The sequence below is a fragment of the Sphingomonas sp. GW821-FHT10F11 genome (assembly GCF_058809095.1).
Map to the genome: position 1 here is coordinate 17,894 of NZ_JBXASH010000004.1, position 22,480 is coordinate 40,373.

The 22,480-nt window shown below is 67.4% G+C and carries 18 protein-coding genes; 9 read left to right on the top strand and 9 right to left on the bottom strand.

The window, feature by feature from the left end:
• Positions 1–3: 3 nt before the first annotated feature.
• From ligD to AC1RT8_RS13380, 3 genes are all read right to left on the bottom strand, one after another.
• Positions 4–2,526 carry a DNA ligase D gene (ligD, locus tag AC1RT8_RS13370; RefSeq protein WP_493076150.1) on the bottom strand — a complete coding sequence of 841 codons (2,523 nt, stop codon included), beginning with the start codon at positions 2,524–2,526 and terminating at the stop codon, positions 4–6.
• A 69-nt stretch (positions 2,527–2,595) separates the two neighbouring features.
• Positions 2,596–3,486 (bottom strand): non-homologous end joining protein Ku, encoded by an 891-nt coding sequence (gene ku / locus AC1RT8_RS13375; protein WP_493076151.1) that lies wholly within the window; start codon positions 3,484–3,486, stop codon positions 2,596–2,598.
• Positions 3,487–3,559: 73 nt separating this feature from the next.
• Positions 3,560–5,707: a DUF3857 domain-containing protein gene (locus tag AC1RT8_RS13380; RefSeq protein WP_493076152.1), complete on the bottom strand. Its 2,148-nt coding sequence runs from the start codon at positions 5,705–5,707 to the stop codon at positions 3,560–3,562.
• A 111-nt stretch (positions 5,708–5,818) separates the two neighbouring features.
• Between AC1RT8_RS13380 and pdxH the strand changes: the two genes are divergently transcribed.
• From pdxH to AC1RT8_RS13395, 3 genes are read left to right on the top strand one after another with little or no spacing between them, the layout of a single operon-like run.
• Positions 5,819–6,400: a pyridoxamine 5'-phosphate oxidase gene (gene pdxH, locus AC1RT8_RS13385; protein WP_493076153.1), complete on the top strand. Its 582-nt coding sequence runs from the start codon at positions 5,819–5,821 to the stop codon at positions 6,398–6,400.
• On the top strand, positions 6,397–7,341 hold the full coding sequence (locus AC1RT8_RS13390) for a cation diffusion facilitator family transporter (protein ID WP_493076154.1): 945 nt from the start codon (positions 6,397–6,399) through the stop codon (positions 7,339–7,341). Before pdxH ends, AC1RT8_RS13390 begins: the two co-directional genes overlap by 4 nt.
• On the top strand, positions 7,338–8,132 hold the full coding sequence (locus tag AC1RT8_RS13395; protein ID WP_493076155.1) for a PhzF family phenazine biosynthesis protein: 795 nt from the start codon (positions 7,338–7,340) through the stop codon (positions 8,130–8,132). Before AC1RT8_RS13390 ends, AC1RT8_RS13395 begins: the two co-directional genes overlap by 4 nt.
• Here the strand turns inward: AC1RT8_RS13395 and AC1RT8_RS13400 are convergent.
• Complete coding sequence (locus AC1RT8_RS13400) at positions 8,129–8,446, bottom strand: hypothetical protein (protein WP_493076156.1); 318 nt, start codon at positions 8,444–8,446, stop codon at positions 8,129–8,131. The two genes, AC1RT8_RS13395 and AC1RT8_RS13400, sit on opposite strands and share 4 nt — an antisense overlap.
• A gap of 295 nt (positions 8,447–8,741) precedes the next feature.
• On the opposite strand from AC1RT8_RS13400, the gene AC1RT8_RS13405 reads away from it, so the two are divergent.
• On the top strand, positions 8,742–9,683 hold the full coding sequence (locus AC1RT8_RS13405) for an ornithine cyclodeaminase family protein (RefSeq protein WP_493076157.1): 942 nt from the start codon (positions 8,742–8,744) through the stop codon (positions 9,681–9,683).
• A 41-nt stretch (positions 9,684–9,724) separates the two neighbouring features.
• On the opposite strand, the gene AC1RT8_RS13410 is transcribed toward AC1RT8_RS13405, so the two are convergent.
• From AC1RT8_RS13410 to AC1RT8_RS13425, 4 genes are read right to left on the bottom strand one after another with little or no spacing between them, the layout of a single operon-like run.
• On the bottom strand, positions 9,725–10,027 hold the full coding sequence (locus AC1RT8_RS13410) for a DUF4387 domain-containing protein (protein WP_493076158.1): 303 nt from the start codon (positions 10,025–10,027) through the stop codon (positions 9,725–9,727).
• Positions 10,020–11,411: an acyclic terpene utilization AtuA family protein gene (locus AC1RT8_RS13415; RefSeq protein WP_493076159.1), complete on the bottom strand. Its 1,392-nt coding sequence runs from the start codon at positions 11,409–11,411 to the stop codon at positions 10,020–10,022. Before AC1RT8_RS13415 ends, AC1RT8_RS13410 begins: the two co-directional genes overlap by 8 nt.
• Positions 11,412–11,418: 7 nt before the next feature.
• Positions 11,419–12,732 carry a CitMHS family transporter gene (locus AC1RT8_RS13420; protein ID WP_493076521.1) on the bottom strand — a complete coding sequence of 438 codons (1,314 nt, stop codon included), beginning with the start codon at positions 12,730–12,732 and terminating at the stop codon, positions 11,419–11,421.
• A gap of 43 nt (positions 12,733–12,775) precedes the next feature.
• Positions 12,776–15,022, bottom strand: a complete 2,247-nt coding sequence (locus tag AC1RT8_RS13425) for a TonB-dependent receptor (RefSeq protein ID WP_493076160.1) — start codon at positions 15,020–15,022, stop codon at positions 12,776–12,778.
• 154 nt (positions 15,023–15,176) lie between these two features.
• Here AC1RT8_RS13425 and AC1RT8_RS13430 point away from each other — a divergent pair, with 154 nt between their 5' ends.
• The 5 genes from AC1RT8_RS13430 to AC1RT8_RS13450 all read left to right on the top strand — a co-directional run bounded on the left by AC1RT8_RS13430 (position 15,177) and on the right by AC1RT8_RS13450 (position 21,238).
• Positions 15,177–15,881 (top strand): Crp/Fnr family transcriptional regulator, encoded by a 705-nt coding sequence (locus AC1RT8_RS13430; RefSeq protein ID WP_493076161.1) that lies wholly within the window; start codon positions 15,177–15,179, stop codon positions 15,879–15,881.
• A gap of 58 nt (positions 15,882–15,939) precedes the next feature.
• Positions 15,940–16,350 carry a GntR family transcriptional regulator gene (locus AC1RT8_RS13435; RefSeq protein ID WP_493076162.1) on the top strand — a complete coding sequence of 137 codons (411 nt, stop codon included), beginning with the start codon at positions 15,940–15,942 and terminating at the stop codon, positions 16,348–16,350.
• Positions 16,347–17,264, top strand: a complete 918-nt coding sequence (locus AC1RT8_RS13440; RefSeq protein WP_493076163.1) for an ABC transporter ATP-binding protein — start codon at positions 16,347–16,349, stop codon at positions 17,262–17,264. The genes AC1RT8_RS13435 and AC1RT8_RS13440 overlap by 4 nt, the downstream gene beginning before the upstream one ends.
• A 10-nt stretch (positions 17,265–17,274) precedes the next feature.
• On the top strand, positions 17,275–19,053 hold the full coding sequence (locus AC1RT8_RS13445; RefSeq protein WP_493076164.1) for a hypothetical protein: 1,779 nt from the start codon (positions 17,275–17,277) through the stop codon (positions 19,051–19,053).
• Between the two features lie 253 nt (positions 19,054–19,306).
• On the top strand, positions 19,307–21,238 hold the full coding sequence (locus AC1RT8_RS13450) for a S9 family peptidase (RefSeq protein WP_493076165.1): 1,932 nt from the start codon (positions 19,307–19,309) through the stop codon (positions 21,236–21,238).
• A gap of 32 nt (positions 21,239–21,270) precedes the next feature.
• Here AC1RT8_RS13450 and AC1RT8_RS13455 read toward each other — a convergent pair whose 3' ends face one another.
• Positions 21,271–22,311 carry a GNAT family N-acetyltransferase gene (locus AC1RT8_RS13455; RefSeq protein WP_493076166.1) on the bottom strand — a complete coding sequence of 347 codons (1,041 nt, stop codon included), beginning with the start codon at positions 22,309–22,311 and terminating at the stop codon, positions 21,271–21,273.
• Positions 22,312–22,480 lie beyond the last annotated feature (169 nt).

A 22,480-nucleotide genomic window follows, 5' to 3' on the forward strand; every position in this document is an offset into this window, starting at 1 on the left:
GGATCAGAGGTCGGGCAGTAGCTGATCGGCGAATCCCCATCCCGCAAGCGCACGGGAATTGGCGCGTTCGAGCAGTTCGGCGCCGTCGCGGACGCCCCAGCGATGCGCATTCTCGATGTCGCGCAGCTCGGCCCAGGTCACCGGCGCGGCGACCGGCGCGCCCGAACGAGCGCGGGCGACATAGGGCAGGACCGCGGTCGAGCCGCGCTGGTTGCGCAGATAATCGATGAAGATGCGGCCCTTGCGCTTGGCCTTGGCCATATTGGCGACATAGCGTTCCGGCTCCGCCTCGGCGAGCGCACGGGAGAAACGGTCGGCGAAGTCCTTCACCGCCGGCCACTCGGCCTGGGGCTTCAGCGGCACCACGGCGTGCACGCCCTTGCCGCCCGAGAGCATCGCGAAGCTGACCAGGCCGATTTCGGCGAGCTGGTTCTTGATATCCTCGGCGGCCTTCTTGACCACATCGAAGCCGAGACCCTCGTCGGGATCGAGATCGAACACCATGCGGTCGGGCTGTTCCAGCGTCGCGACCGACGATCCCCAGCCATGGAATTCGATCGTGCCCATCTGGACGCAGGTCACCAGGCCGTCGACATCGTCGATATAGATATAATTCTCGGTCGATCCGTCCTTCTCGCGGATCGGCACCTGATGGACATAGTCGCCAAAGGTGCCCGCATCGTGCTTCTGGAAGAAGCAGCGCTTGGCGCGGCCCTGGGGGCAGCGGACCAGGCTGATCGGCCGATTGGCCGCCCAGGGCAGCATGGCGGGCGCAACCTGCGCATAATAATCGGCCAGATCGCCCTTGGTGACGTCCGAATCGGGGAAGATCAGGCGATCGCGGCTGCTGACTTTCACATGCACCTCCGGAACCGGGGTAGTCTCAACCGGGACAGGCTTCTCGGCGACGACGTCGGCCGCCTTCTTGTCTTCGCGCAGGCCGAGAAAGCTCGAGTGGCGCAGTACGCCGTCGGGGGTGGTCTCGGCAAAGGCGATTTCGGCGACCAGCTTCGGCTCGACCCAATGCGCGCCGCGGACCGCCGCGCGCGGTGCCTTTACCGTCGGCTCCTTGCGTTCGAGCTTAGCGAGCTTCGCGCTCAGATCGAGCATCGTGTCGGTATCGAAGCCGGTGCCGACCTTGCCGGCATAGGTGAAGCCGTCCGGACCGTTCAGGCCAAGCAGCAGCGCGCGGAAGCCGCGCGACTTGTCGGACGGCGTCCAGCCGACGATGACGAATTCCTGGCGCCGGATGCATTTGACCTTGAGCCAGCCCTTGCTGCGCTGGCCGCGATAGGGCGCATCGGCGAGCTTCGAGACGATGCCCTCATAGCCTTCGCGGCACATCGCCTCGAACAATTGCTCGCCCGAGCCGAGGATATGCTCGGCGAATTGCAGGCGGGCATCGGCGCCTTCGATCAGGGGGCGCAAGCGCTCCTTGCGCTGGATGTTGGGCAGAGCGGCGATGTCCTCGCCGTCGAGTTCGAGCAGGTCGAAGGCGAACAGGGTCATGTCGCCGCCCTCGGCGATCGCGTCCTGCAGGGCGGCAAAACTGGGCTTGCCGTCCTTGAAGGCGACCACTTCCCCGTCGATCAGGGCGTTGCCGAGGTTCAGGGTCGCCGCGGCCTCGGCGATGCCGGGGAATTTCTCGGTCCAGTCGAGGCCGGAGCGGCTGTAGATTTTCACCTTGGCGCCCCCGATCGCGATCAGCACACGGTAACCGTCATATTTCACTTCGTGCAGCCAGCGGCTGCCGGTGGGGACGCTGTCGACCAGGGTGGCGAGCTGGAAGTCGCGGAAGGCCGGCAATCCTCCCCGGAACGGGGAGGGGGACCGCGAAGCGGTGGAGGGGCTTGGAGCGAGGCCACGTCGCCGCGCTCCAAGCCCCTCCACCACCGGCCTGCGGCCGGCGGTCCCCCTCCCCGTTCCGGGGAGGAGCTTTTTGGCCTTCTTCCCCTCGGCTATCTCGATCATGGTTCGGCCTGTCGCGACGCTGGTGAGAGCGGCTTCCACCAGCGTGTCGGTGCCGCCGGCTTCGGCATCGTCGATCTTGCGCAGCAGCCAGTTCTCACTCTTTTCCTTGCCGCGCGGTTTCAGGCGGATCAGCAGCCATTCGCCCTTCATGCGTTCGCCATCGAGCACGAAATGGAGATGGCCCTTGTCCAGGTCCTTGGCGCTCTTGCCCTTGATCGGGGACCAGGTGCCGCGATCCCACAGCATCACCGTGCCGCCGCCATATTGGCCCTTGGGGATCGTGCCCTCGAAGGTGGCGTAGGAGAGCGGATGATCCTCGGTACGAACTGCGAGGCGCTTCTCGTTCGGATCGAGGCTTGGGCCGCGCGTGACCGCCCAGCTCTTCAGCACGCCGTCGATTTCGAGCCGGAAATCCCAGTGGAGGCGCGATGCATCGTGCTTCTGCACCATGAAGCTGTTGCCATGGCCAGGCGCGAGGGTGCCAGACGGTTCCGCCGTCAGGGCGAAATCGCGTTTGGCGTTGTACACCGCCAACGGGTCAGTCGCGCGCGCCATCAATTATGCTCCCGCGAAGGCGGGAGCCCAGTCTGGACCCCCGCCTTCGCGGGGGTACAGGAGGGCGGCCTATGCACGCTTTTTCGCCGCCGGCTTCCTGGCGGGGGCCGCGGCGACTTTTTTGGCCGCTGGCTTCTTCGCAGCAGGCTCTTTGGCGGGCCTGGCACCGGGCCGCTCCATCGACTTCTTCAGCGCAGCCATCAGGTCGACGACGTTCGATCCCGAGCGGCCGGTCGGCTCGTCGCTGGTGTCTTCGAGGATCTTGCGGCCCTTCGCCTTGCGCTTGCGTTCGATCAGGCCCTTCAGTGCCTCGACATAGTGGTCGTGGAAGTCCTTCGGGTCGAAGGCCCCGGTCTTCTTCTCGATCAGCGCCTCGGCCAGTTCGAGCAGATCCTCATCGGGTTTCGAATCCGGAATGTCGCGGAAATAGCCCTGCGCCTTGTTGACCTCATCGGCATAGCGCAGCGTCTCGAGCACCATGCCGCGCCCGCACGGCTTCAGGCTCACGACATATTCGCGGCCGCGCATCGCGAGCTGGCCGAGCCCGACCTTCTTCGTGCGGCGGAGCGCCTCGCGCAGGACAATGAATGCTTCCTCGGCGAGGTCGTCGGCGGGCACCACGAAATAGGGCTTTTCGTAATAAAGCACGTCGATCTCGCTCGCGTCGACGAACTGGGTGAGTTCGAGCGTCTTCTTCGATTCGAGCTTCACAGCGTCGATCTCGTCCTGCTCCAGAAGGACGAACTCGCCCTTCTCGTACTCGAAGCCCTTCATGATCTCGTCGGTGTCGACCGGACCGACGCCGGTCACGACCTTCTCGTAATGGATCGGCTTGCCGGTCGGTTCGTGGATCTGCTTGAAGCTGACCTGCGCGCCCGATTTCGTCGCGGTGTATATCTCGACCGGGATCGAGACGAGCGCGAGCCTGATCTGTCCCTGCCAATAGGCGCGTGCGGCCATGTGCCGGTTCCTTCGTTGCCCCGATTGCCTTGGGGGCGATTCAATCGATGAGCGGCGGTTCCGTTCCTTGAATTCAGGCCGCGTTGCGCCGGGTGATGGGTACGTGGCGGATCACGAGCTGGGAATTGGTGTCGTTACGCACGACCAGCGCCATCCGCCTGCTCCGCCGGCGCAACCCAGCCAGCACCGCGAAGCCGAGGATCAGCAGGACGGCGAGGGCGAGGGCGATCCAGCTTGCCCCAAGCGGGGCCAGCCCCGGAGTCGAGGCATCGAGCGTCCAGTTGGTCGAGTCGTTCAACGCGGCGACCTGCTTCGCATAGTCCTTCGCCTCGCTGGCCGTCAGCACTCGTGCCTTGCCCGTCAGCGTGAACTCCATGATCGCCTGGCCGCCGTCATGCCAGCTCTTGCCGGTCAGATCGAAGGCCGGGCCGCTGCTGCCCTCAAGGTGGGGAAGCTCGATGCCGTAACCCGGCATGTCGAGCACGATGCGGTGCACGCGCTTGATCGGCCAGGGCAGCACGATCGGCGCGGTCCGATCCTCCGCGTTGTCGATCTCCTTGTAGAGGCTGCGGACGCTTTCGGCGGTGACCTGGAGGTTGGCGATCGTCTTCGCATAGTCCTTCGCTGTCCCCGGCAGGCTGTAGCGCTCGCTGATGACGAGGCGGTTGGCATCGCGATCGTCGGCGATGCGCAGATTCCCCGCACGGGCGATGCCTGGATAGGCGCCGCGATAATAATCGAGATAGCCGCGCTCGACCTTGGCGACACCCGAGCTGGCCAGTTCCGAGCGCTTGATGTCGGCCTCGTCGCCGCTGAACACCGTCTCCACGTCGAGCGTCAGCCCGCCGCCGGCATAGCGATAGGTCTCGACCACCGTCATCGTATGGGCGGAGGGCACCGGATTCGGGATGCCGGCCAGCGCGCGCTGACCGGGGCGCAGCGGCAGGGCATAGCCATAGGGCAGCGCCGCCAGGGTCGCGAGGGTGCCACCCTGATGCGACATGGTCGCGTCGAGCCAATGGTCGCGGCCATTGACCCGAGCCAGCACGATGACATGGTCGAACGCCGCCGCGCTGGGCAGGCGGCTGGCGAGCCCGGGCCCCTCGTCACTGTCCGTCAACGCCGGCCAGGCGGGGATGCCGAGCCGGTTCAGCGTCGTCGCGAGCAGCTCGCTCTTGTCCTTGCAGTCGCCGAAGCCGCTGCGGATCACCTCGGCCGGGCTGCGCGGCACGAAGCCGCCGAGACCGATCGACAGGCTGGTATAGCGGATCGAATCCTGCACCAGCCGTAGCGCGGCGATCGCGCGCCGGGCCGGATCGGCGCTGGCCGCGGCAATCGCGTCGACCTTCGCGGCATAGGGGGCAGGCAAGGTCCGATCGACCTGGAACTGCCGCCTGCCCGCATCGGCGACGGCGGCCCAGCTCGGCATGGTGGAGATGTCGAGCCAGGGCCAGCCATGCCACCAGGCGGGCGTACGGCCGATCTCCGGGATGGGAGCAGCATCGGCCACCCGCCAGTCGCGTTCGACCATGCCGCCGGCCGAGTGCACCACCGGCCCGGGCAATCCTACCGACTGACGGATCGCGAGAGGCTTGCCGACAGGCGTGATCAGCCGGAAGCGGGTCAGCCCCACCGGCACTGCCCAGCCCAAATCGGGCTGCGCGAAATAGTCGCCGGGCCAGGGGCTCGACACGGCCTGCCAGGTCCAGGCGATGTCGATCACATCGCCGACCTGGACGTCGTCGAGTCGCACCAGCGCGGTGCGCCGGCCGGTGATGATGCCGTTGTCGAGCTCGCCCTCGCGCCGCAGGATGTCGATATCAGCAGTCGCGGTCAGATCGATCATCCGCCCGTCGCGCCAGATCGCGGCGCGGTGAAGCAGCAGTCTTTCGAACGCGGGATCGAAATCGATCTTGGTCTGCGCCGCGTCCTCGAGGCCGGCACGGTCGATCACCTTGATCATACGACGGAGGAAGCTTTGCTCCGGCCCGCTGCCGGTGCGGACCTGGCTGTCGTACAGCAGATCATAGACGCCGCCCTGGGCGGCACGGATACGATCGGGATTGACCGCGGGCTGGGCCAGCCACTCGACCCAGCCGGGGGCCGGCGATCGTTCCACGCGCGGGTCGGCCGCCGCGGCCGGCGCCATCCATGCCAGCGGCATTAGCGACACGATCCAGGCGATGCGTCGCAACGCGCGACGCAAATCAATGACGAACAACCGGAATCTCCCCCTGGGCCCCGAAGGGGAACATGCCGCACTGCGGGATAGCTTGCCAGTGGATTCGCGGGAAGCATCGACACGCGGAAAGCCTCGGCCTAGATCGCAACCGTGACCAAGACCGACCCCTTCACGCTGTTCGACGCCTGGTACGCCGAGGCTCGCGAGACCGAGCCGAACGATTCGAACGCGATGGCGCTGGCCACCGCGGATGCGGAGGGCCGCCCCTCGGTGCGGATGGTGCTGCTCAAGGGGCATGGGCCGGGCGGCTTCGTCTTCTACACCAACCGCGAGAGCCGCAAGGCGGGCGAGATGGCGGCCAACCCGCATGCCGCCCTGCTGTTCCACTGGAAGTCGCTGCGCCGGCAGATCCGCATCGAGGGCGCGCTGAGCCTGGCGAGCGATGCCGAATCGGACGCCTATTTCGCCAGCCGCGGCCGCGATTCGCAGCTTGGCGCCTGGGCGTCCGACCAGTCGCGGCCGCTCGACTCGCGTGCCACGTTCGAGGCACGCTTCGCGGAGGTGCAGGCGCGCTTCGAGGGCGGACCGGTACCGCGGCCGCCGCATTGGGGCGGGTATCGCCTGACCCCGGAGCGGATCGAATTCTGGCAGGATCGCGAGCACCGGCTTCACGAGCGCCGCCTGTTCGTGCGTGCCGGAGATAGCTGGAACGAAGGGTTGCTCTTCCCATGACCGAGGACCAGCGCCGCGCCATTCCCTATGTCGTGCGGGCCGCCATCGCCAGCGTGGCGATGGCGCTGTTCCTGCTCGGGCTGAAGGGGTTTGCCGCCTGGCATACCGGGTCGGTCGCGATGCTCGGGTCGCTCGCCGATACGGGCCTCGACCTGCTTGCGTCGCTCGTCACGCTCTACGGCGTGCGCCTCGCCGCGACGCCGGCGGATCACGATCACCGGTTCGGGCACGGCAAGGCGGAGGCGCTGGCGGCGCTGTTCCAGGTCATGCTGATCACCGCGTCCGCCGCAGGCATCGCCTGGCGTGCGATCATGGCGTTCGGCGAGACCGATCCGACCCATGACGCCGAATTCGGCATCGGCGTGTCGGTCATCGCGATCCTGTCGACGCTGGTGCTGCTGGTCTATCAGCGCAGCATCATCCGGCGCACCGGATCGGTCGCGATCATGGCGGACAATATGCATTATCAGTCCGACGTCCTGCTCAACGGATCGGTGATCGTCGCCCTGGTGCTCGACCAGTATTTCGGCTGGAGCGGTGCCGACCCGCTGTTCGGCATCGTCATCGCCGCCTGGCTCGCGTTCGGCGCGTTTCGCGCGTCGAGCAACGCGATCGACCAGCTGATGGACAAGGAATGGCCCGAGGAGGAGCGCAAGCGCTTCATCGAGGCTGCGGCGCAGCACCCCGAGCTGCGCGGCATCCACGACTTCCGCACGCGCCGATCCGGCAGCCATGATTTCGCGCAGTTCCACATGTATGTCGCGCCGGAGATGACGGTGGCCGACGCGCATGTCGTGATGGACGCGGTCGAGGCGAAGATCCGCAAGCAATTCCCCAAGGTCGAGGTGCTGATCCATCTCGACCCCGAAGGGCATGTCGACACCGACAATCCGCTGATCGAGGCGGATGTCACCCCCCATTGGTTCGGGAAGCGCCTATGAGGATTCCGCTCGTCCAGATCGATGCGTTCGCCGCCAAGCCGTTCGAGGGCAATCCCGCGGCGGTGATGCCGCTCGCCGCGTGGCTTGACGATGCGACGCTCCAGGCGATCGCGGCGGAGAACAACCTGGCCGAGACTGCCTTCATCCTGCCCGACGACAGCGGAGCGGCGGATTTCGAGCTGCGCTGGTTCACCCCGGCGGTCGAGGTCGCCTTGTGCGGCCATGCGACGCTCGCGAGCGGGCATTTCGTGTTGTCGAGCGATCCGTCGCTGGACAAGGTCCGTTTCCGCACGCGCAAGGCCGGGGTGCTCGAGGTGGCGCGGGCCGGCGACGGCTATGAGCTGGCGCTGCCGGCCTGGGCGCCCGACCCCAAGCCCTTGCCCGAGATCGTCGCGGCTTTGGGCCTGGAGAGCGCGGTCGAGACCCTGTGGCAGACCGGGCGCTACGGGCTGATCGTGCTGGAGAACGAGGCGCAGGTGCGCGCGCTGAAACCCGATTTCCGCAAGCTTGCGGCCGAGGGCGATGTGCTCACCATCGTCACCGCGCCCGGCGGCGACACCGATATTGTGAGCCGCGTGTTCGCGCCCGGCGCCGGAATCGACGAGGATCCGGTGACGGGCTCCGCGCATGCCGTGTCCGTGCCCTATTGGGCGAAGCGGCTGGGCCGCGACAGTTTCACCGCCTTCCAGGCGAGCGCGCGCGGCGGGCGGCTGGCCTGCCGGCTCGATGGGGACCGGGTGGTGCTGGGGGGGACCTGCGTGACGGTGATCGAAGGCACGTTCTTCCACTAATGCGACTCTTGAGGCGGTTTTAGCGGCGGTTCGAGCGGCATTTGGCACCGGTTTGCGTGATTTTTCTTTGTTTTCAACGTCTTGATTTCGCGAAACGGCGTTGCCTCGCCCGGTTCGGGGTGCACAGTAAAGCGCGAGAATAGTGCTGCCACGGCGCCGTATCGGTACGCCACCGGCTGCGCCTGTACAGTATAGTCTGGTCGTTTTCCCGAGCGATGGGCAAATATTCGCGGATTTACGCGACCCAACGTACCCCCCGAAATTTTCGCCTGCTTCTTGCCGGTTGCGCAGCCTGTTGGAAAATTCGATTTCATGTGTTGGAGATATCCAACGGCGCGAGCCTGCCGCGCCTGAATCGATAGTGCGCCATGACTGAGCCTTTATTCGGCGAATTATGCGACCCCTATCGGATATAGCCTGAGCTTTACTTGCGCGTTCGAAAAATCGCTGCACCATCGCGCTTTCTCCTCGCCGCAGCCGGGAATGACGGCGCTCGACCCTAGGCCCGGGCGGCGCTGACTTGAATCGAGCTGCGGTTGCGTGCGGCGGCGTTGGCGGACAGGATGGGGCGGACGGGATCCCCTGCCCTTGGCTTCTTGCGGAGTTTCCATGCGCCTGATCGACCGCGAGGAGGTGCGCGAGCGCCTGACCTACGACCTCTGCATCCCGATCGTGCGCGAGGCGATGATCGCGCTTTCGACCGGCGAGACGCGGCAATTGCTGCGATCGATCATCCCGCTGAGCGAGGGGCGGCTGTTCGGGATCATGCCGGGCGCGCTGGCCGCGGACGGGCCGTTCGGCGCCAAGCTGATCAGCGTATTCGCGGGCAATGCGGCGAAGGGGCGCCAATCGCATCAGGGCGTGGTGGCGATCTTCGATCCCGAGACGGGCGAGCCGGTGTGCATCGCGCATGCCGGCGAAGTCACCGCGATCCGCACCGCCGCGGCGAGCGCAGTGGCGACCGATGCGCTGGCCCGGGCCGATGCCCGCGTGCTCGCCATTCTCGGCACCGGCGAGCAGGCGGCGACTCATATCCGGGCGATCGCCACGGTGCGCCCGCTGGAGCGGGTGCTGGTCTGGGGCCGCTCGCCCTATCGCGCGGCGGAACTGGCGCGGGCGATGGGCGTCGAGACGGGGATCGACATTGTGGCAGTGGGCGACGCGCGCGAGGCGGTGACGGAGGCCGATATCGTCTGCACCGTCTCCGGCGCGGCCGAGCCGATCCTGCTGGGCGCCTGGGTGCGGCCGGGGACTCACCTCAACCTGATCGGATCAGGCTATGCGGGGCCGGTCGAGGTCGACCATGATCTGGTCGTGCGATCCCGCTTCATCGCCGACAGCCGCGAGGGCGTGCTGGCCCAGGGCGCCGAGTTCCTGAACGCGAAGGCGGCGGGGCTGATCAACGACGATCATATCGCCGGGGAGATCGGCGAGGTGCTGGCGGGGCGGGTCGCGGGACGGCGGTCGGCGGAGGAGGTGACGGTGTACAAGTCGCTGGGGCATGTGGTGCAGGATCTGGCGAGCGTCTGGGCGCTTTTTGGGGCGGGATAACCGCAGCTAGCCTCGCTCGAAAAACGACTCTGACCCCTTTTTCACAGCTCCACATCGAGCAGCCGGACATATTGCTGGCCGCCGTGCATGTCGCGCTCCAGCCGTCCGCCCTGGGGGGCCGGGCGGGGGTAGGAGAGTTTGACCACGCAGAGATCGGGCACGGTGAAGCGCTTGATCAGGGCGGCGTCCACCTGGAAGGCCTGGCCGATCGCCTGCGTGCCGAGCTGGGGGGCGTCCGCATACAGATCGAACGCCGCGCGGTCAGCGAAGAACAGGTCGAGCGTGATCCAGAAGGGGCCGGCATTTTTCGACCGGACATGGCAGACCTGGCTGAGTTTAGGCATCGAGCAGGGCGTCCTTTTCGCTGAAGACGATCCGGGCGAGCTGAAGCGGGTCGTCGACGGCGATCACATGGTTGAGCTTGAAATCATAGACCTGCCCGCGCTCCGTCTCGGCCGGCGAGAAGGGGAAGGCGTAGCTGGGCAGCTCCAGATCGGCGTCGAGCGGCATATGGAAGAAGCCCGGGTTGCAGGTCTTGGCGATCTGGGTCGCGATCTCCTGAGTCTCCGCGGTCGCGACGAACAACAGGCCGATCTCGCGCGGGGGCGGCTCCGGCGCGCCGATGACGGTGCCCGAGACGGCGTTCCAGCCATAGGGCCGCAGCGAGATGTCGAAGGCGCCGGCATGGGGACCCATCGTCGCCTCGACCCGCGCCGTGAGGAAGGCATGCATCTGCGCGACGAACCGGTCGATTTCGGCAAGCACGCCGCGATCCTGGATGCCGACCAGCATGATCGTCTGGAACGGCCCACCGGCGGCGCCTTCGAGCTTCATCGTATAGGGCCTGGGCAGGAAGCGCGATCCGGAGACGCACACCACCCGGCCATCGACCGCGGCATAGGAGGATTCGCGCACGTCGAGCACGCCGCCGGGTTCGAGCAGCTCGAACGGATCGCTGTTTTCGTACAGCATATGCGCCGAGACCGTGGCCGGCGTGCAGGCATTGGTCGGGCTGAGCGGCTCGACCTCGAACGCGTCGCGGCCGACGCGGATCAGCACGCCGCCGTCGCGCGAGGTGACCGTGCATTGCCCGCCGCACTCAGCCGTCTTGCCGGCATGCCAGGCCGGGCCGACGCCGGCGCCGAGCATGATCGGCACGGCGGCGATCACCGCGGTGTCGGTCGTGCGGCCGCCGAGCACGATATCGGCGCCCTGCCGCAGCGCCTCGATATAGGGCTCGGGCCCCATCAGCGCGACGATATGGTCGCATTCGGCGAAGAGCATTGCGTCAGTGTCTTCCATCGGCGGGAGCGGCGTCACCCTGCCCTCCGCAGCGGCACGGACCAGATCGGCGGGCTGTTGTTCGGAATAGAGCGTGGCGATGCGGGGACTCAGGCCTTCCTCCCGCGCGATCTCGAGCGCGATGTCGCGCATCCAGTCGACCGCCATGTCGCATCCCGAGGTGCCGCACGATCCGATCAGCAGCGGGATGCCTGCCGACGCCTGGGCGCGCATCAGGATGGCGAGATCGGTCTTGACCGAATCGCGCGCATATTTGGAGCGGCCGGTCGCGAGATAGGCCGGGCCGCTGTCGGTCGATCCCGCATCGCAGGCAATGGCGTGAGCGCCGGCGGCGAGGCCGTGCTGCACGTCGCTGTCGCGCACCCCGGCGCCGACCGCCCCGGTCGGCACGATGACGTTGATCGTTCCAGTCAGTCGTTCGGTCATCGATACCTCAGAGGATGGCGCCGGTCGCGCAGGCAGTGGCGATCAGGACAAGGGTGAGCAGGCAGGCCCATTTGAGCGAAAAGCGCTGGAGCGCGCCGACATCCACGCCGAGCAGGCCCGAGGAGAAATAGAGCGCGGCGAGCAGCGGGCTGAGCGCGTGGATCGGCTGGGCGAGCAGCGAGGCGCGGCCGATCTCGACCGCGGGGATGCCGTAATGCGAGGCCGTCTGGGCGATCACCGGCACGACCCCGAAATAATAGGCATCGTTGGAGAGCGCGAAGGTGAGCGGCGCGGCCATGAACGCCGTGACCGGGCCGAGCCAGGGACCGAGCGCGGGCGGGATCGCCGTCATCGCGCCCTTGGCCATGGCATCCACCATGCCCGTGCCGGCGAGCACGCCGGTGAAGACGCCGGCCGCGAGGATCAGGATCAGGATCGGCAACGCCGTCGCGGCGTGGGCGGCGAGCCGGTCGCGCTGCGCCTCGATGCGCGGATAGTTGAGCATCAATGCGACCGACAGGCCGACCATGAACACCAAAGCCAGCGGCACGACATGCGAGACGGCGAGGCCGATGACGGCAATGGTCAGGGCGAGGTTGACCGGGAAGAGACGGGGGCGGCGCAGTGCCTCCCGCGCTTCGTCGATGTCGGTCAGGCCAGTGGCGATAGTCGCGGAAAGGTCGCCAGCGGGCACCTCGGTTCCGGCGGCTGTCGATGCGAGCCGGTTGCGCTCGCCCCTGCCGAGATACCAGGCGATGCCGAAGGTCGCGAGGATACCGGCGACCATGGCCGGGAGCAGCGGCACGAACAGATCGGCCACATCGACGCGAAGTGCTGCCGCGACCCGGCCGGTCGGCCCGCCCCAGGGGGCGAGGTTGATGACGGTGTTTGCGGACGCAAGGATGACGCCGAGGACCAGGGGATTCATGCCGAGCCGGCGATAGACCGGCAGGAACGCGGTGATGGTGATGAGCGCGGTGGTCGCGCCGTCGCCGTCGAGCGAGACGACGCACGCCATCATCGCCGTGCCGATCGCGACGCGCATCGGATCGTTGCCGGCAAAGCGCAGGATGCGCGTCACCAGCGGCTCGAACAGGCCGGCATCGATCATGATCGCGAAGAACAGCACGGCGAACAGCAGCAGCGCCGCGGTCGGCGCGAGCTTGGCGAGACCGTCCACCGCCATCGGCCCGAGATCGGCACCGTGCCCCGCAATGACCCCGAACACCAGGGGCACGAGGATCAGCGCGACCAGCGCCGACAGGCGCCGGGTCATGATCAGGACCATGAAGGTCGCGATCATCAGATAGCCGAGCAGCATCAGCACGTCGGGTCAGCTCCCATGGCGGAGGAAGGATACGGCATCAGAAGGCGGCATTCAGCGTCACGCCGATCTGGCGCGGGGGGCCGTACTGGACGAACTGATAGCTGCCGCCATTGGTCTGCCAGATGCGATATTCCTTGTCGGTCAGGTTCTTGACCCAGAGCTGGGCCGACCAGCGATCGTTCGGATGCCAGGTGATGCTCGCGTCCCACAGAGTCCGGGCGCGGCGATATTCCTTATAATCGTTGACGTTGTTGTCGAAGATATCGCTCTGATAATCCATCACCACGCCGGCGCGGAGCCAGCCCCAATCGGCCTTTGGCGTCTGCACCCCGACATCGGCGACCACGGCATGTTTGGGCGTTCGGCTCAGCCGGTTGCCCGCCGCGTCGACGAACACCGGATTGCCCGAGGCGTCGAACGCCGCGGTCTGGATGAAGCGGGTGAAATAGGGGTGGAGATAGGTGTAACGCAGCGTCGCATCGAACCATTCGACCGGCTGCGCGATGACTTCGGTCTCGATGCCCTTGATCACGGCGTCGGCGGTATCGACCGTCAGCCGCGTGGCGAGCGGGCCGCCGCTGGCGTCGGGCACGACCTTGATCGTCTGGAAATCCTGATAATCCATTTTGAAGGCCGAGATGTTGGCGCGCAGGCGGCGATCGAACCAGTCGGTCTTCAGCCCGATCTCGTAATTGGTGACCTTTTCCGGCGCGGTCGGCACCATTGCCAGCGCCGCGGTGCCGGGCTGTTCCTGGAAGGCGCCCGATTTGAAGCCGGTCGAGATGGTCGCGAAGGCGAAGATGTTGTCGTTGGCGCGGAAGTCGACGCCGGCGCGGTAGGTGAACACGCCTTTCTCGAACACGCCGGGCGTCGCCGAGATATCGTAGCTGACCACGGGCGCGGCCGGCGTGCCGCGGATGCGCGAGGCGCGGTAGACCTTCTTTTCCTGGGTGAAGCGGCCGCCGGCGAAGACGCGCAGGCCGAAGCCGAACTTGTACTGCGCCTCGCCGAACACGGCATAGCTGTCGTTGCGCGATTCGCCGTTGAAGCGGTTGACGCTGGTCGCCACGACCTGCTGCTGAGTCTCGCGCTCGCGGTAGATGGTATCGTGATTGTAATAGAGGCCGGCGACCCAGCTTAGCGGGCCGGTGCCGAGCGACGACAGGCGCGATTCGGCCGAATAGGAATCCGCCTTTTCGAGGCCGATGATCTGGAGGCCGTCCGTGCCGAGATGATTGGCGAGATTGGTCGCGGCGTTGGTGCCGTCGAGATCGTTGGAGAAGCTGTAATCGAGCGTGCGCCACGCGACCGTGGTGGTCCAGTTGGCGAAGCCGAGCGCATCGCTGTTCAGTTCGGCGCGCAGGCCACCGGTCTGGGAGCGGATGAAGCCGAGGCGATCCGGATTGGCGATGCGCGGCTTGTCGTAATCGTCATAGCCATAAGGCGGCGTGGTACGGAACGGCAGGACGATGACGTTGAAGCGCGAATTGTCCGAGAGATCCTGGTTGGCGATGTCCGCGGACAGCAGCAGCGACGTGTCGGCGCCGATATCGATCCTGGTCTGGAAGCGGGCGCTCACCATGTTCTCGTCGTCGAGCGGGCGGCCGTCCGGTGTGTGGCGATAGCCGTTGTTGGTCACCGCCCCAAGCACCAGCCGGGTCGAGATGCCGTCGGTCACCGGCAGGTTGAGCATGACATGGCCGTTGAGCTGGCCATATTCGGCGATGGTGATCTGAGCGCTCGCCTCGGCCTCGCGCGACGGTTTCGCGGTGATGAAGTTGATCGCGCCGCCGACGACGTTCTTGCCCCAGAGCGTGCCCTGCGGCCCCTTCAGCACCTCGACGCGTTCCATGTCGTAGAAATCGATGCCGAGCATCGCGCCGCGCGCGAGATAGACGCCGTCGAGAAAGGCGACCGAGGAGGGATCGCCGCCCGCGCCCTGGTTGCTGCTGCCGATGCCGCGGAAAAAGGGGCGCGGCGCGGCGCGCGGATTGGCGTCGAAATTTACGCCGGGGGTCGCCTGGATCAGCCTGTCGATAGTGGTGATGCCCTTTTCCTGAAGCTGCGCGCCGGAAAAGGCGGTGACGGTGACCGGCGCGCTCTGCAGCGATTCCTCGCGGCGGCGCGCGGTGACGATGATATCCTTGATAATCGAGAGCGACTCGGCGTCCGCGGCCTGCTCCGCCGTCTGGGCCGGATCGGCATTGGTTTGGGCATAGGCCGGCGCGGCAGTGAGGGCGCCCAGGGCTGTTGCGGTGCGCCAGAGCGCGCGACGATCGATCATGTCCTTCTCCCCTTACCCCGGCATTCGCGTGCCCGGGTTGTTGGCGCGGCGGCGTCTTCGCCATCCGCGATCAGGGGCATCTGCACCGGCGCGAGCCGCCATGCGTGTCACCAATGTTACACCGGCCGGGAATTAATTGCGTTAGGATGCGGATATGGACGAGCCGCCGAGCGCGCCCCGAGCGGGCATCATCAACCGCGAGAACTGGATCGGCGAGCTGCCGCCGCATGTGCGCGAGGCGATCGAGGCGCGCATGACGCGGATCAGCGTGGCGCCGGGCCTGCCGGTCAAGCGCGCCGGCGAAGCGGCAACGCGCATCTTCCAGGTGGAGAGCGGGTTCCTGAGCCTGATCGGCCTGCATGTCGACGGGCGCGAGGCGCTGATCACCATCTATGCCGCCGGCAATTGCTTCAGCGAGACGGCGGTGATCGCCCGGCGCAACCACAACCACACCACCATCGCGCTGACGCACGCGGTGCTGCGCCAAATCGAGCGTGACGATTTCTGGGAGCTGTATCATCGCTTTCCCGAAATCCCCGAGGCGCTGTGCCGCAAGTTCGCCCAGGCGATCTCGCGGCAGATGGCGAGCCGGGAGCAGCGCGCGACTCAGCGGCTGGGGCAGCGCATCGCGACGATGTTCGCCAATCTGGCCGAGCATGCCGGCGAGGAGGATGGCGACGGCGGCACGCGGATCACGCTGCCGATCACGCATTCCAACATCGCCGATATCTTCGACGTGACGCGGCAGAGCGTCCACCGCGAAGTGAGCCATCTGAAGCAGCTTCAGATCGTCGACAAGCGGCATGGCGCATGGGTGGTGCTCGATCGCGACCGGTTGCGGCAGATTTGTACCTATTGACCAGGCAGGGCGCTATCTGTACTACGTCACCTAGTACACACAGACAGCGAGTCGCCCCTTGGCCCGAACCACACCCATCGCCATCGCGATCGTCACCGGCGACAGCCGGTCGATCAGCCGCCAGATCGTCGATGCGATCCGCATGCAGATCACCACCGGCGACCTGGCGCAGGGCGCTCAGGTGCCGAGCGTGCGCGGACTGGCGCAGCAGCTCGGCATCAACCCCAATACCGTGGCCAAGGCCTATACCGCCCTGACGTCCGAGCGTTGGCTCGAATCGCGCCAGGGGCTGGGACTGTTCGTCGCGGTGCGGCGGCAGCAGTTCAGCGCCGAGGAGCGCGAGCGGCGGTTCGACGATGCGCTCGGGCGCTTCGTCAACGAGGTGGTGGCGATCCAGTATCCGCATGATGTGGCGATCGCCCGGGTCGAGGATGCGCTCGACCTGCTGGCGCCGCGGAGGATCGCGTGACCGCGGCGCGGACCGAGTTCGCGATCGAGACGCGGGCGCTGACCCGGCGGCATGGCAGGAAGGTCGCGATCGACAAGCTCGACCTCGCTTTGCCGCGCGGGGGCATCCATGCCGTGGTCGGCGCCAATGGCGCAGGCAAGTCGACCCTGTTCCGGCTGCTGCTCGGCTTCATCACCGCGGATTCGGGCGACGCCTTCATCCTCGGGCGCGACAGCCGCGCGCTGACGCCGGAGGATCGCGGGCGGATCGGCTTCGTCAACGAGGAGCACACGCTGCCCGGCTGGATGACGGTCGCCGCGATCGCCGACATGCAGCGGCGCCACCACGGCACGCGCTGGGACGAGCGCGCCTTTCATAACGTCATCGGCAGCTTCGACCTGTTGGCGCAGCAGCGCGTGTCGCAGCTGTCGCGTGGCGAGCGGGCGGGGCTCAACCTCGCCATGGCGCTGGGGCAGAATCCCGAGCTGCTGATCCTCGACGAGCCGACGCTCGGGCTCGACGTGGTCGCCAAGCGCCGCGTGCTCGACGCGCTGATCGACGGGGTCGCGGCGGAGGGGCGGACCATCCTCTATTGCTCGCACCAGATCGAGGAAGTCGAGCGGCTGGCCGACAATCTCGTCGTGCTGGAACGCGGGCGGCTGCGGAATTTCTCGGCGCCCGACGATTTCTGCGAGCGCATCCGGCTGTGGGTGACCGACATCCCGTTCAAGGGGCCCGAGCCTGAGGGCGTGCCGGGGCTGCTCCAGCATCGCCGGATCGACGGGGTGCATCATTATACCGTGATCGACCAGGGGGACGGGTTCGCCGACTTCCTGCGCGGCCACGGCGCCAAGACCATTCAGAGCCAGGCCGTGCCGCTCGACCGCGCGGTCGACGCCTTCCTGACCCGCCATCACGCCGGCCCGCAGGGCTGAGGAGCCTTTCATGTTCGAACTGTTCAAGGCCGAGTGCCGCCGCTTCCGCTGGCTGGCGCTTGGCGCCGCCGCGCTGCATGCCGGGGTGCTGCTGTTCTTCGACCGGGTGGTCGACGCGATCCAGCAGCCGCTGATGGTCTATCAGCTGGTCGCCGGCATCTACGCCGTCGCCGGCATATTGTTCGGCCTCTACCAGGCGGGCACCTATCGGCGGACCAACCAGTGGATCATGCTGCTGCACCGGCCGCTCGCCCCGGGGCGGATCCTGCTGGCGGTGGCCGGCGCCGGGGCGGCGATGCTGGCGGTGGCCGCGGCGCTGCCGGTGCTGATGCTGCTGGCCAGCCATGGCGCGATCGGCGCCCGCTTCGTCGATGCGCGGCACTGGCTGTTGCCGGTCGCGGCGTTGCTGATTGCGCTGATCGGTTATCTTGCCGGAATCTATGCGATGCTCGGCCCGCGGCGCTACGCCTGGCTGGCGCTGGTGCCGGCGCTGCTGCCGACGATGAGCGCCGCCTCGGGCTGGGGCGCGGTCGCGGTGCAGGCGATGGTGGCGCTGTTGCTGGCGGCCCTGGTCGCGAGCGTGTTCAAGCCCGATCTCGAGGAGACGCCGCGTGGGGGCGCCCTGACCGGGACGGCGCTGAGCGTGGCGATGGGCGCCTATATCGTGGCGGTCGTGGCGGGCGATATCGTCTTCCAGATCGTGTGGATCGCGACGGGCACCCATCCGCTCAACAGCGTGCCGCCCAAGGGCGGCGTGGTCGAGGCGGTGCGTGCCGAGGGCGGGCCGTTGATCGAGGCGGGGCTGGCCGGGCGGCGCGACCGGGAGGCCGGTCTGTGGCGCGAGCAGGTGAAGCTGTCCGAAGTCTTCACCCTGCCGCCTCAGGCCGCGCGGCTGCCGGCACGGGGCGGGCTGACCAATGTCGTGCCGATCGAATTCGACGACGCGCGGGCGGGTGTGCGCTGGACCTTCAGCCATGACGATATGCGCTTCCACGGCGTGCGGCTGGCGACGCTTGCGCGGGCCGGGGTGCTCGGCCTCGATAGCGGTGCGCCATTCCGGACGCCTCCTTTGCCGGTCGCCGGCGGGCAATTGATGGCGGCATCGCAGATCGCCGCGTTCAACGAGGATGACGGGCGCCTCCATACTCGCATCACCCTGCCCGCGGCCGAGACGATTGCGAACGGGCCGACCAAGATGGGCGACGCGATCGGGCTGGTGAGCGACAAGGCGCTGCGCATCTATGACGCGCGGGTGCTGGACGAAGGCGACCGGCTTCATCCGGCGCTGGCGACGATCCCCCTGCCCGCGCCGATCGGCGGCATGTCGCGGATCGACGCGATCGAGCTGCTCGACGGCTATCTGATCTCCTTCACTTATGGGCATGGCGCGATCGACGGGCCGGGCCGGGCGTGGCAACAGATCGTGAAGGTCGACGGAGCGGGGTGTCCGAAAGCGGTTGCCGAGCGGACGCTCAACCCCGATTTCCCGGCAGTGTCGCGCTACGCCCCTTACTGGCTGTCGCTGCCGCTGAAGATCGCGCGCGACAAAGCCGAAGGGCTGTTCGGCCAGCATGAGCCGCTCGAGGTGCGCGTGCCGGTGGCGCTGCCCGTCGGGGTGATCGTCGGGATGACGCTGCTGCATTTGCTTTCGGGCGCGATCGCCTGGCTGCTGGCGCGGCGGCGAGAGTTGGGCGCGCGGGCGCAGGCGGTGTGGAGCGCCGCGACCTTGATCCTGGGGGTACCGATGCTGGTCGCCTTCGCGCTGATCCGGCCCAGGCCACAACGCTGAATTCTGGAGACGGACGATGACTGATGATCGGCGGCTGCGCCTCGTCGCGGCCGGGATGATGGCGCTTGTTTGGGGTGGGGCGGGAAGCGTTCTTCTTCCTTCCCCGGCGGAGGCCGGGGCCCAGTTGGGAAACGCTGACGAAGGCGCGTCTCGCCAGTTCCCAGCTGTCCCCCAACTGGGCCCCGGCCTCCGCCGGGGAAGGGAAAATGCGGGGAATCTCAAGGCTCAGCTCGCCGCCGAACGCGCGCGGCCGGTGCCCGCGCAAATCCCGCGCGACGCGTTTCTGGTCGAGCCGGTGATCAGCGCGACGGTGATCGCGCCCGATGGCGGCCATGTCGCGTGGCTGCGCAAGGTCGGCGAGGAGACGAGCCTGTGGCTGAAGCCGGCGGGCGGCCCGGCGCGCACGCTGCTGCGCCGCGCGGATGCGGACGACATCTTCTGGTCGCATGACGGGCGCTGGCTGTTCCTCGTGTCGAACCGCACGCTGCGGATGATCGCGGTATCGGGCGATCTCGGATCGGGACTGGTGGCGCAGCTTGGCGGATCGACCGGGCTGAGCTTCGCGGGGATCGACCCCTGGCGGCCCGCCGCCGCGATCCTGAAGGAAGAGCTGCGCATCGACGGACGCCGCGATCCGATCGGCTACCGGCTATGGCGGGTCGGGCGGGGCGGCAAACGCACCCTGATCGCCTTTGGACGCCGCGACCCGGTCGATTTTGCGATCGCCCCCGACGGCCATGTCGCCTTCGTCAAACTGGTCGAGGGCGATCATCACGTCATCCAGGCCCGCCGCGCCGACGGCCGCTATCACGTCCTCACTCGCTGCGTCCGGCTCGAACGCTGCGACCTGGCCGGCACCACGACCGATGGACGCGGCCTGTATCTCGCCAGCGACCTGGGTGGGGATCTGCGCGCGGTGATGCGGATCGACATGGATGGACGCCACACCGTGCTCCACCGCGATCCGGCGGGCGAGCGCGATCTCGACTCGCTTGCGATCGACCCGCGATCGGGCGTGCCCGTCATCGCCGGCTATCGCGGCGGCGCGCCGGAGAGCTACGGCCTGACCGGCGACATGCGGCGCGCGATGGCGCTGCTGGCGCAGCGCCTGCCCGGCGACGTCACGATCTCCCCTACCTCCGGGCAATGGCTGGTGCGGGAGCGCGGGTCGCGGTTGCAGGGTTTCCGCTGGTACCTGTTCGATCCGCGCACTGGCCGGCTGACGCTGGTCCTGGACGATCAGGGCAAGCGTCCGCGAGTGCCGGAAGCGGCGCTCGCCGCGACGTTTCCGGTCAGCTTCCCCGCGTCGGACGGCATGATACTCCACGGCCTGCTCACCGTGCCCGCCGGCCGCGACCTGGCGCAGGTGCCGCTGATCGCCGCGGTGCATGGCGGGCCATGGTCGCACGACGAGCCCGATTACAGCACCACGACCCAGTTGCTCGCCAATCGCGGCTATGCGGTGTTCCGCCCGCAATTCCGCGGATCGACCGGCTATGGGCGGACTTATATGCTCAGCCCGAGCGGCGATTTCGGTGACGGCCGGGTCCAGCGCGATATCGAGCAAGGCGTGCGCTGGCTGCTCGCGCGCGGGATCGGCGATCCGATGCGGGTCGGCATCTCGGGTGCCTCGTTCGGCGGCTATTCGACCCTCCAGGCGCTGTCGAACGGATCGGACCTGTTCCGTGTCGGCGTCGCGATCGTGCCGCCGACCGATTTCGGCTGGGTGTCGCGCCAGGTGGTCGATCGGGGATCCATCGCCAGCAGCGGCGGCATCCCTTTTGGGACGACCTTGCGCCTGCTCGATCTCGACACGCGCGATCCATCCGTCGCCCGGCGGCTGACCGCGCAATCGCCCTTCGCGCGCGTGGCGGCGATGCGCACACCGCTGCTGATCATCGCGGCCGGCCGCGACGAGCGCGTGCCGATCCGCAGCGTGATCGACTATGCCGCGCGCCTCAGGCAGCTCGGCCGCGACGCTGATGTCATCGTAGCGCGCAAGCAGCCGCATGCGCCCGACGATCCGATGGCCCGGCGCGCCTATCTCTATTTCATGGAGGCGATGCTGGCGCGGCACCTGGGCGGCCCCGCCGCGGCAGCGCCCGCCGAGGATCTGCGCCAATGGATCGGCACCAGCCTCGACGAGCATCCGGCACCCGAACGGCGGCGGCGCCCGATCGGGTGAGGCGGCCGAATCCTTCCCTTTTCGCCGTCCGGCTAGTGGGCCGCCCGGCCGACCGTCTTCATGTCGCTGAAAAAGGCCGCGCGGCTCGGCCGCAGGTTGGAGAGTTCGAGCGGGCCGGGCACGCCCCAGGCGCCCTCGGGGCGGATCGTCACCATCGGATCGTCGCCGATGCCGATCGGGTGCTCGTCGGCCTCGCCATCAAGTTCCATCTCGCGATATTCGACATCGGCGAACTTGAACGGATCGCGGTCAGCCAGCTCGCGGAAGCCGAACATTCCCCAGAAGGGCACCAGATCGAGCCGGGCATGGCCGTAGAAGCGGTGGAAGCCCTTGTGCCGCGCCAGTGCCAGCGCCTCGCGCACCAGCTTGAACGCAAGCCGGCTGCGGCGATATTCGCGGCGCACGGCCAGCCGTTCGACCTTCACGAAATCGCCGAAATACCGCATCCGGATGCAGCCGGCCGGATCGCCGTCGATGAAGCCGATCAGGTGAGTCGCGCAGAAATCGTTTCCATCGAACTCTTCGGAATAGAGGCAGAATTGTTCGCTGATATAGGTCGATGAGCGCACGGCGAAGATCATCGCCATATCCTCGAACGAGCGGACCGGGCGCACCTCGATCTTCGGCGCCTGAGGCGCCGGCGCTGCCATCTGCTTGTGAACCGGCGTCATCTCGGCCTGGGGCAGGACCACCAGCAGCCAGTCGGGCGCGCCGGGATAGACCCGATTCGCCGGTTCGAAGCCCATCGCGGCGTTGAGTCGCGCCGCGTGATCGGTCACCGCGCGGGAGAAGAGCGGGCAGCCGTCCGGCACCAGTTCCGAAAAGATCCGTGCCATTCCGGGAAGGGCGCGGGCCAGGCGTCCGGGCGTCCAGGTCATCCAGATATAGACCGCGGTCGGAATCTCCTGCTCGGCGACGATCCATTCCGGCTTCGGCTCGCGACCGTTCAAGGTGCCGGCGAGCAGATGTGCCGCGCCCTCGGCGGACAAGGGCAGATAGGCGATCATGGTGGGATCGTCGGCGTCGCTCAGCCCCTCGATGACGCGGACGATGGCAGGATTGCGCTTGCGCATGCGGTCGATCGCGCTGAACGGCGCGATGGGAAAAAGGCGTCCCGCCTTTTCGAGAACGGCCTCGATTTCCGCATCCGTGGCGGGCCGCGAAACGGGCGGTGATTCGGTCCGCGCAAGAGTACGTTCAACCTTTTCTGAGAAACGAAGCCTACCGAAGCTGTTGGAATCT